We start from the raw sequence: 8,194 nt of genomic DNA on the forward strand, positions 1-8,194 counted from the left end.
TCGACGCCTAGGTCACCCAGCTCTGCACCCACAGCGAGAAGCGGTTCCAGTAGGTCACGATCCAGTCGATCACGAACGTGTCGGCCCGCGACACCCAGAGGGCGGCGATGATCGCGAACAGCACCGCCAGGATCAGCATCGCGATCGCGCCACCCGAGATGTGGTTGCGATACAGCGTGGCCACGGCTTTCGCGTCGACCAGCTTCTCGCCGACCTTCAGGCGGGTGAGGAACGTCGACGGGTTGCTCTGCTGACGGGAGCGGTCGAAGAACTCTTCGATGGTGGCCGAATGGCCGGCCGTGACGATCAGCGATGCGCCGTGGTGGTCGACCAGCAGCAGCGCCAGGTCGGCGGCAGACCCGGCGGCCGGGAATGTCATCGCCCCGATGCCCAGGTCCTGAATGCGCTCCAGCCCGTTGGCGTGCCCGTCGGAATCGGCGGGCAGTACCACCTGCGCACCGCTCTTGAGCACATCGGCGCTCATCTGGTCGGGGTTACCGACGATCAGCTGCGGCTGGTAGCCGCACTTCTGCAAGATGTCGGCGCCGCCCTCCACACCGACCATGACCGGCTGGTACTCCTTGATGAACGGCTTGAGCGCCTTGAGGTCGTCCTCGGCTCCCGCACCGTCGGACACCACCAGGACGTGGCGGCGATAGACGTCGACGTCGATGTCCGGGATGCCGATGCCATCGATGAGTAGTGGGCTCTCGCTGCGGATGAACTCGATGGTGTTGCCCGCGAATGCCTCCAAATGCGCCACCAACCCGGTCTTGGCGTCCTGCATCAGATCGGCGATCTCGTCGTCGCTGCGTTCCACCCCGTGGACCAGTCGGCGATCGCCGGCGTACACGCCGCCGTTGTGCAGGCGGATCTTGGCGCCGTCCTTGATCTTCTTGAAGACCTCGGCGCCGGCGCTGTCGATCAGGGTGATGTTGTTGGCCACCAACACCTCCGGGCCAAGGTTCGGGTAGCGGCCCGAGATCGACGGGGAAGCGTTGACGACGCCGGCGATGTTGGCGTCCACCAGAGCGTCAGCGGTCATCCGGTCCAGGTCCAGGATGTCGAGCACGACGATGTCGCCCGGGCCGATCCGGCGCAGCAGGCGGTCGATGTCGCGGTCGACGCGGGCCGTACCCGTGACGCCTGGTCGTGCACCGGTGTTACGCGAGAGAAGCGCGGACATCTTCATGGGCCGATTCTGTCGGCGTCCGGGCGGATATCGACGGAGGCGCGCCGTAACACCAGCCACACAAGTCACATTTTGTCACAGGAGTAACACGATTCGATCGCACAGTTTTCCCTCTCGGGCGCCGCGATGTCCGTTCGTGGACCCCCGTCGCGAGTACCGTCAGGTAACGACGATTGGGAGTCGACGATGATTGCACCGTCGCCGCCGTGGGTGAGCGGACTGCTCGTCGCACTGGGTCTGGGCGCGGCGCTGGTCGGTGGCGCAGGCCTCGCCCACGCCGATTCGACAGGCACCGGCTCGTCACCGGGCCGGTCCAGCGACGCCGCTCACACCGCTGGACATACGCGCCCGACCTCCACCTCGATGACGCCGAGGGTTCGCCCGAGAACTCCACGCGCCTCGGCGCCCGCCACCCGACTGGGTTCGCTACGGCCAACTCCCCCAAAACCTTTGGTCCCTGATCCGTCACCGGTGGCCGTCGCGGCGCTGGCGTCGGCGCGCCGCGAACCTCAGACCGGCCTGGCGGGTCGGGCGCCTCGCCCGACAACGCGACCGGCACCCGTGCCCGCTTTCGTGGCGGCCAGCTCGAAATGGTTGAGCGAGCTGCACGGCTATCTCACCGGCGCGCCCGAGGCCCAGCCCACCTCCGCCGATGTGACCCCGACCGGGTACGGCGATATCGGCAAATGGATGCTCAACTCCTCCGGCGGGGTCTCCGACTGGATCGCCCAGCAGTATCCGTTCAAGACCCTGTACCAGCCGATCAACGTCATCATCGTCGATCCGACGTCGACCTCCACCCAGCAGTCGGCCCGCAAGCTCAACGTCACGATGGCCGCGGCCGGGTTTCCGGCCCAGCCGATTCACTCCTCGGGATTTCGCGGCGTCATCGGCGGTGTGGTGTACGGTCAGCAACCCGCCGGGACGCTGCAGGCGTTCTCCAACGCGAACTGGCTGCTGACCAACGACCACGGCCGGGTATTCGGCCCCGCACCCAACCCGGACGGCACCGGCTACGTCTGGACCGCCTCGTTCAGCCGCGAGGCCACCGGAATTCTCTACGTCATCCCCTTCCACGTGTACGTGTCCTTCGGCAAGCCCCGCGATGACCTGCGTGCGGCGCTGGTGGCCGGCGGAGCAACCGATCTGGGCCTGATCGACCTGGACAACCGATTGGACGGTCGGACGACGACCACCGGCGACCATGACGGCTACGCCGTGGTCATCCAACTCAATTGAGCCGAGCGTCCTGCGCGGCCTGCAGCAGCTCGCGGGCATGGGCCCGCCCGGTGTCGGACTCCCCCAGCCCGGCCAGCATGCGGGCCAGCTCGCCGACCCGCTGCTCGGCGTCCAGGAGGCGCACTTCGCTGGTCCCGTTGCCGGCGCTGTCGACCACCAGGTGGCTGTCGGCGTACGCGGCGACTTGCGGCAGGTGGGTAACCACGATGACCTGGTGGGTGCGGGCCAGCCGTGCCAGCCGGCGACCGATCTGAACGGCGGCGCGACCGCCCACCCCCGCGTCAACTTCGTCAAAGACCATCGTGGTGCCCTCCGCCGAGGCGGCCAGCACCACCTCCAGTGCCAGCATGACGCGGGACAGCTCGCCACCGGATGCGCTTTTGTTCAGCGGGAGCACATCGGTGCCACGATGGGCGGTGAAGCCGAACTCGACGAGGTCGATGCCTTCGCCACCGGCGTGCACCGTCTCCCCGGTCGGCAGCCGCAGCGGTGCGCTGTCATCGTCGCGAGCCGGCATCGCCGACACCGCCACGGTGAAGTCGGCGTTCGCCATGGCCAGCCCGGTCAATTCCTCGGTGATCGCCTTCGCCAGACCCTTGGCCGCCTTGGTCCTCGCCTTGGACAAATCGAGCGCTGCCGTCGCCACCTGGCCGGCGAGCTCGTCGACCCGGCGGGCCAACCCGCCCAGCGCGTCCTCGGAGACGTCGAGTTGCGCCAGACGCTGCCTGGCCTGCGTGGCCCATGCCAGCACGCCATCGACATCGGCCGCGTATTTGCGGGTCAGGCTGCGTAGTTCGGCCTGCCGGGCCAGCTTGGTTTCCAGCGCGCTGGCATCGTCGGGTAGCTCTGAGAGGAAGTCCCCGAGTTCACGGGCGACATCGCCGACGACGGTCAGGGCGTCGGCGAGTTGGCGGCCCAGCGCGCCCAGCGCGGGATCGCCGGTGGATTCCAGCAGCGCCGCGGCGCGGCTCAAAGTGTCTGTCGCCGAATGCGGTTCGTCGGCGGTGAGGTCGTCTGCCGATAGATTCGCGCGCGCACCGGCGACGGCCTCGCGCAACGCATCGAGCTCGGAGAGCCGGCGGATGTCGGCGACCAGCGACTCGTCCTCACCCGGAGCGGGGTCGGCGCCGTCGATCTCGGTCAGGGCGAACTTGAGCCGGTCGGCTTCCTGCGCGAGTTCGCGCGCGCGGTTGGTCCGGTCGATCAGGTCGCGGCGGGCCAGCTGCCACTGGTCGCGCAGTTTCTTGTAACGCTCGAGCTTGGCGTCCACGCCGGCGAAGCGATCCAGCGCGCCTCGTTGTTCCTCCGGGCGCATCAGCCGCAGTTGGTCGTTCTGACCGTGCAGGGTCAGCAGACCGGTGGTGAATGTGGTCAGCGATTTGGCCGGCACACTGCGCCCACCCAGGTAGGCCCGCGACGGCCCGTCGCGACTGACGGTGCGCAGAGCGATGATGCTGCCGTCGTCGTCGCGGTCGGCACCGGAGGAATCGAGGATCCCGTCGATCTGGGCACCGGTCCCGTCATCGAGATCGGCGGTGGTGAATCGGCCTTCGACGACGGCCCGATCAGCACCGGAGCGCACCCGGCTCGCATCGGCCCGCGCCCCGCCTAACAGGTGCAGCCCCGTCACCACCATGGTCTTGCCGGTGCCGGTCTCACCGGTGAGCACGGTCAGACCGCGGTTGAACTCCGCGGTCGCGGCGCTGATCGCGCCCAGTGACTCGATCCGGATCTCGGCCAGCATCGCCGGTTACTGCCCCCGCCAGCCGGTGACCGGCAATCGGAACTTACGCACCAGCCGGTCGGTGAACGGCGCGCTGTCCAGCCGCACCCACTTCAGCGGTGTGGTGCACTTGGTGACCTCCAGACGCCCTCCGGCCGGCACTCGCATCTCGCGGCGGCCGTCGCAGAACACCAGCGCCTCATGGCTGTCGTTCTCGACCTCGATGGCGATCAGCGCGGTCGGGCTGGTGACCATCGGACGGGCGAACAACGCGTGAGCGTTGTTGGGCACCACGATCATTGCCTCCAGATCCGGCCAGACCACCGGTCCACCGGCGGAGAACGCGTACGCGGTGGAACCCGTCGGGCTGGACACCAACACCCCGTCACAGCCGAACGCCGACACCGGTCTGCCGTCGATTTCCAGGACGACACCGATCACACCGAGACGGGCCCCCTTTTCCAGGCTGGCCTCATTGAGCGCCCAGCCGCGGGCGATGACCTGGCCGTCGGCGCGTACCGCGATGTCCAGCGTCATCCGCTCCTCGACGCGATAGTCGCGGGCGACGACGTGCTCGAGGACGGCGTCGATGGCCTCGGCTTCGGCCTCGGCCAGAAACCCGATGCGCCCGAGGTTGATCCCCAGCACCGGGATCTCGGAATTGCGGGCCAGTTCAGCGGCCCGCAGGAACGTTCCATCACCACCGAGCACCAGCACCAGCTCGCACCCGACCGCCGCGTTGGCGTCGGCGTCGACCACCTCGATGTCGACTCCCAGGGCCCGCATGTCGGTGGGGTCCAAGTGCAGCGTGCCGCGATCAACGGCTTCAGCGGAGAGCACCCGCAATCCGATCCCGTTGTCGCCCAGCACTTTTTCCACCCGGCGAGCTGTCTCGGTGGCCTCGTCGCGGCCAGTGTGCACGACGAGCAGGATCACCCGCTCACAAGTCATTGCGGTCCTTCCGCGACGGCGCGGCGCACCGCGGCGTCCAATTCGTCTCCCCGCAGCTCGCGCCCGGTCTCGGCGCGCAGCCAGAGGAAGTATTCGACATTGCCCGACGGGCCGGGCAACGGGCTCGCGGTAGCGCCAACGGTCCGCCAGCCCAGTTCACCGGCCCGGGCGGCGACCGCCAATACCGCTGCGGCACGCAGCTCCGGATCGGAAACCACGCCGCCCGCGCCGACCTGATCCCGCCCGACCTCGAACTGTGGCTTCACCATGGGAACGATATCGGCGGCGGCCGAGGCGCATGCAGTCAGTGCGGGCAACACCGTGGCCAGCGAGATGAAGGACAGGTCGGCCACCACCAGGTCGACGGGCCCCCCGATCGCCTCGGCGGTGAGGTCCCGCACATTGGTGCGCTCGATCACGGTGACCCGCGGATCCGAGCGCAGCGACCACGCAAGTTGCCCGTAGCCGACGTCGACGGCCACCACCTCGGTTGCGCCGCGGTCCAGCAGCACCTCGGTAAAACCCCCGGTCGACGCGCCGGCATCCAGACAACGTCGGCCCGTCACGTCGATGCGGAAGACGTCCAGAGAGCCGATCAGTTTGTGGGCTCCACGGGACACCCAGTTGCGCTCCTCGCCGGCCTCGACGGTGAGGTTCGCGGTGACCGATACCGCGGTCGCGGGTTTGACCGCCCGCATGCCGTCGATACTGACCCGGCCTGCGCCGATGAGCTCGGCGGCCTGCTGACGCGACCGGGCCAATCCACGACGGACCAGCTCAGCGTCAACCCGAGCACGCCGCGTCATACGCGAACTCAGCCCTTCTCCACCGATTCCAGCGCATTGACCAGGATCTGGTGCGCTTCCTCGAGCTGTCGTCCGACGGCGTCGATATCGACACCGCTGACGTCGGCGTTGTCCGGGTCGACGCTGGGCAACTGTGCCAGCACGGTGTCGATATCGGCGCGGATCTGTTCGGGGTCGGCGTTCATCTCACCGTTCACGCTAGCCGATCCGCCGGCTCCAGCAGGGACCAGCGCTGCAACGCGGCGCGAGCGGCGTCATCACCGGCGTGCACGGCGACTCGGCGGCCGTTCTGCGCCGAATCCCATACCGCGCGGGCGGTGGCACGCACCACCGAGAGCCCGTCGCGGCCCGGGTCGCCACCGGCGGCGATGACCGTGACCGTGCCATCGCCGATCTCGATCCGCCAGGCCGGCTGCGCGGCCACCGCGAGCGAATCGGTACCGGCGTGCAGATCCCGAAGGTCGGCACCGATGTACGTGGGCCGCTGCTCCGGCAAGGCATGGACCACGTCGGCGGCGGTGTTGACCCCGCACAGCACCATCAGGCTGGGCAGATCCGCGGCGTTGGCACCGGCGATATCGGTGTCCAGTCGATCACCGACTACCAGGGGGTCGTCAAACGTGCCGCGGGCCAAGGCATCTCGCATCAATGCGGGTGCGGGCTTCCCGGCCACCTGCGGTTCGACGTCGGTGGCGGTCCGCAATGCGGCCACCATCGAGCCGTTTCCGGGCAGCAGCCCCCGCTCGGTGGGCAGGGTGCGGTCAACGTTGGCGGCCACCCACAGCGCGCCGGCGCGAATCGCCAGCGCGGCCTCGGCCAGGTCCGGCCAGCCGGTCGCCGTCGAGTGCCCCTGCACGACCGCAACCGGCTCGTCGGCGAACAGCCGCACCGGCCGCAGGCCGACCGCCGATATTTCGCCAGCCAGCGCATCGGTACCGACGATCAGCACACGCGACCCGGGCGCGATCTGCTGCGCCACTAGCCGTGCCGCGCTCTGGGCACTGGTCACCACGTCATCGGTCTCGGCGGTGAAGCCGAGCTCGCGGAGGTGCGCGGCCACATCATCGGCGGCCCGAGACGCGTTGTTGGTGACGAAGAGCTTGCGGGTGTGCACCGCATCGAGAGCGGCGATCGCGCCCTCGGTCGGCTCATGGCCGCGGAATACGGTGCCGTCCAGGTCGAGCAGCAGACAATCATGCTGCTGGGCAAGGGTTGTCACGTCACGCCAAACTCACTGACCCGATCTTCGGCATCGGTCACACCGTCGATGTCGGCGGCAGCGGCATTGATGAACCACTGCAGGGCGTCGTCGCCGCGGTCGAGCGCCAGGAGCATCTCGGCGTAGGCGTAGAACAGTCGGGCCGCGGTCGAGCCGGTCCGCGACGGGTCCGGCTGCGGACTCGACAGCACGGCCAGGGCCTGTTCGAACTGCCCCAGATCGGCCCGCGCGCCGGCGGCGACGATTCGTAATTCATCGGCGTCATCACCGGTGAGTTCGGCGGCCTCCGGACTACGGGCAAGCTCGATGGCCCGTTCGGGCCGGCCGACCCCCCGTTCGCAGTCGGCGATCAGCGGCAGCAGCTGGGACTTGCTCCCCATCCGTCTGGCAGCCCGGAATTCGGAGAGGGCCTGGGCCCAGTCGCCGCACTGGTAGGCGGCGATACCGACCGCTTCACGTACGGCCGCGATTCGCCCGGAGCGGGCACGGGCGGCCTGGGCGTGTTCGAGTGCGGCCTGCGGATCCTCGTCCAGCAGTTCACCGGCCGCGACCAGGTGACGCGCCACCATGTCGGCCGTGGAGCGATCCAAAGTCGAAAGCTCACCACGGATCTCGGGCGAAAGCTGCTTGGCTTCGACGGTCGATGGAATCGCCGGGCCGCTGGGACGCGACGCGGTGTCCACACCGTCGGAGGTGTGCTGGGGTTGAGCCGGACGGGCTCGTCCGGGCCCCGACCGGTGTGGGGCATTGGCGCCCCGGCGATCACGTCCCGCACCGCCGGCTCCCGCGGGACGACGCGGTGGACGCCCACCGGAATTGCCTTGCCTGTCATTGACCACCTGTAAAGGATACGGGCACCGGTCAGACGGTCACAATTCGGACTTTTGAATTCTCGAAATTGAATTCGGACCGCGAAATGGAAACGCCCCCCGATTTCTCGGGGGGCGTTTCACTAAATTGTGTTCGGCGGTGTCCTACTTTTCCACCCGTGTTGGGTAGTATCATCGGCGCTGGCAGGCTTAGCTTCCGGGTTCGGGATGGGTCCGGGCGTTTCCCTGCCGCTA

The 8,194-nt window shown here is 68.5% G+C and carries 8 protein-coding genes and 1 rRNA gene; 1 reads left to right on the plus strand and 8 read right to left on the minus strand.

The genetic code is table 11. From position 1 onward, the window contains the following. Window positions 1-7: 7 nt before the first annotated feature. On the minus strand, window positions 8-1,192 hold the full coding sequence (gene steA / locus ORI27_RS05905; RefSeq protein ID WP_265995632.1) for a putative cytokinetic ring protein SteA: 1,185 nt from the start codon (window positions 1,190-1,192) through the stop codon (window positions 8-10). A gap of 186 nt (window positions 1,193-1,378) precedes the next feature. On the opposite strand from steA, the gene ORI27_RS05910 reads away from it, so the two are divergent. Continuing rightward, window positions 1,379-2,431 carry a hypothetical protein gene (locus tag ORI27_RS05910; protein ID WP_265995634.1) on the plus strand — a complete coding sequence of 351 codons (1,053 nt, stop codon included), beginning with the start codon at window positions 1,379-1,381 and terminating at the stop codon, window positions 2,429-2,431. On the opposite strand, the gene recN is transcribed toward ORI27_RS05910, so the two are convergent. From recN to rrf, 7 genes are all read right to left on the minus strand, one after another. After that, the gene (gene recN / locus ORI27_RS05915) at window positions 2,424-4,175 is read right to left on the minus strand and encodes a DNA repair protein RecN (RefSeq protein ID WP_265995636.1); all 1,752 of its coding nucleotides are present in this window, start codon (window positions 4,173-4,175) and stop codon (window positions 2,424-2,426) included. The genes ORI27_RS05910 and recN overlap by 8 nt on opposite strands. A 6-nt stretch (window positions 4,176-4,181) precedes the next feature. After that, window positions 4,182-5,105, minus strand: a complete 924-nt coding sequence (locus ORI27_RS05920; RefSeq protein ID WP_265995637.1) for an NAD kinase — start codon at window positions 5,103-5,105, stop codon at window positions 4,182-4,184. Further along, on the minus strand, window positions 5,102-5,911 hold the full coding sequence (locus ORI27_RS05925; RefSeq protein ID WP_265995639.1) for a TlyA family RNA methyltransferase: 810 nt from the start codon (window positions 5,909-5,911) through the stop codon (window positions 5,102-5,104). Before ORI27_RS05925 ends, ORI27_RS05920 begins: the two co-directional genes overlap by 4 nt. Window positions 5,912-5,919: 8 nt before the next feature. After that, window positions 5,920-6,108: a hypothetical protein gene (locus ORI27_RS05930; RefSeq protein ID WP_407666222.1), complete on the minus strand. Its 189-nt coding sequence runs from the start codon at window positions 6,106-6,108 to the stop codon at window positions 5,920-5,922. Next, on the minus strand, window positions 6,105-7,130 hold the full coding sequence (locus tag ORI27_RS05935; protein ID WP_265995640.1) for an HAD-IIA family hydrolase: 1,026 nt from the start codon (window positions 7,128-7,130) through the stop codon (window positions 6,105-6,107). The genes ORI27_RS05930 and ORI27_RS05935 overlap by 4 nt, the downstream gene beginning before the upstream one ends. Then, window positions 7,127-7,969 (minus strand): hypothetical protein, encoded by an 843-nt coding sequence (locus ORI27_RS05940; RefSeq protein ID WP_323055566.1) that lies wholly within the window; start codon window positions 7,967-7,969, stop codon window positions 7,127-7,129. Before ORI27_RS05940 ends, ORI27_RS05935 begins: the two co-directional genes overlap by 4 nt. A gap of 122 nt (window positions 7,970-8,091) precedes the next feature. Further along, window positions 8,092-8,194 (minus strand): 5S ribosomal RNA (rrf, locus tag ORI27_RS05945); the annotation flags it as partial.

Origin of the sequence: Mycobacterium pinniadriaticum (assembly GCF_026242045.1) — a bacterium.
In the GTDB taxonomy this organism is placed as follows: Bacteria; Actinomycetota; Actinomycetes; order Mycobacteriales; family Mycobacteriaceae; genus Mycobacterium; species Mycobacterium pinniadriaticum.

Coding starts and splice junctions, on each gene's coding strand:
- steA (WP_265995632.1), bottom strand. CDS start 1,192: ATGAAGATGTCCGCGCTTCTCTCGCGTAACACCGGTGCACGACCAGGC.
- ORI27_RS05910 (WP_265995634.1), top strand. CDS start 1,379: ATGATTGCACCGTCGCCGCCGTGGGTGAGCGGACTGCTCGTCGCACTG.
- recN (WP_265995636.1), bottom strand. CDS start 4,175: ATGCTGGCCGAGATCCGGATCGAGTCACTGGGCGCGATCAGCGCCGCG.
- ORI27_RS05920 (WP_265995637.1), bottom strand. CDS start 5,105: ATGACTTGTGAGCGGGTGATCCTGCTCGTCGTGCACACTGGCCGCGAC.
- ORI27_RS05925 (WP_265995639.1), bottom strand. CDS start 5,911: ATGACGCGGCGTGCTCGGGTTGACGCTGAGCTGGTCCGTCGTGGATTG.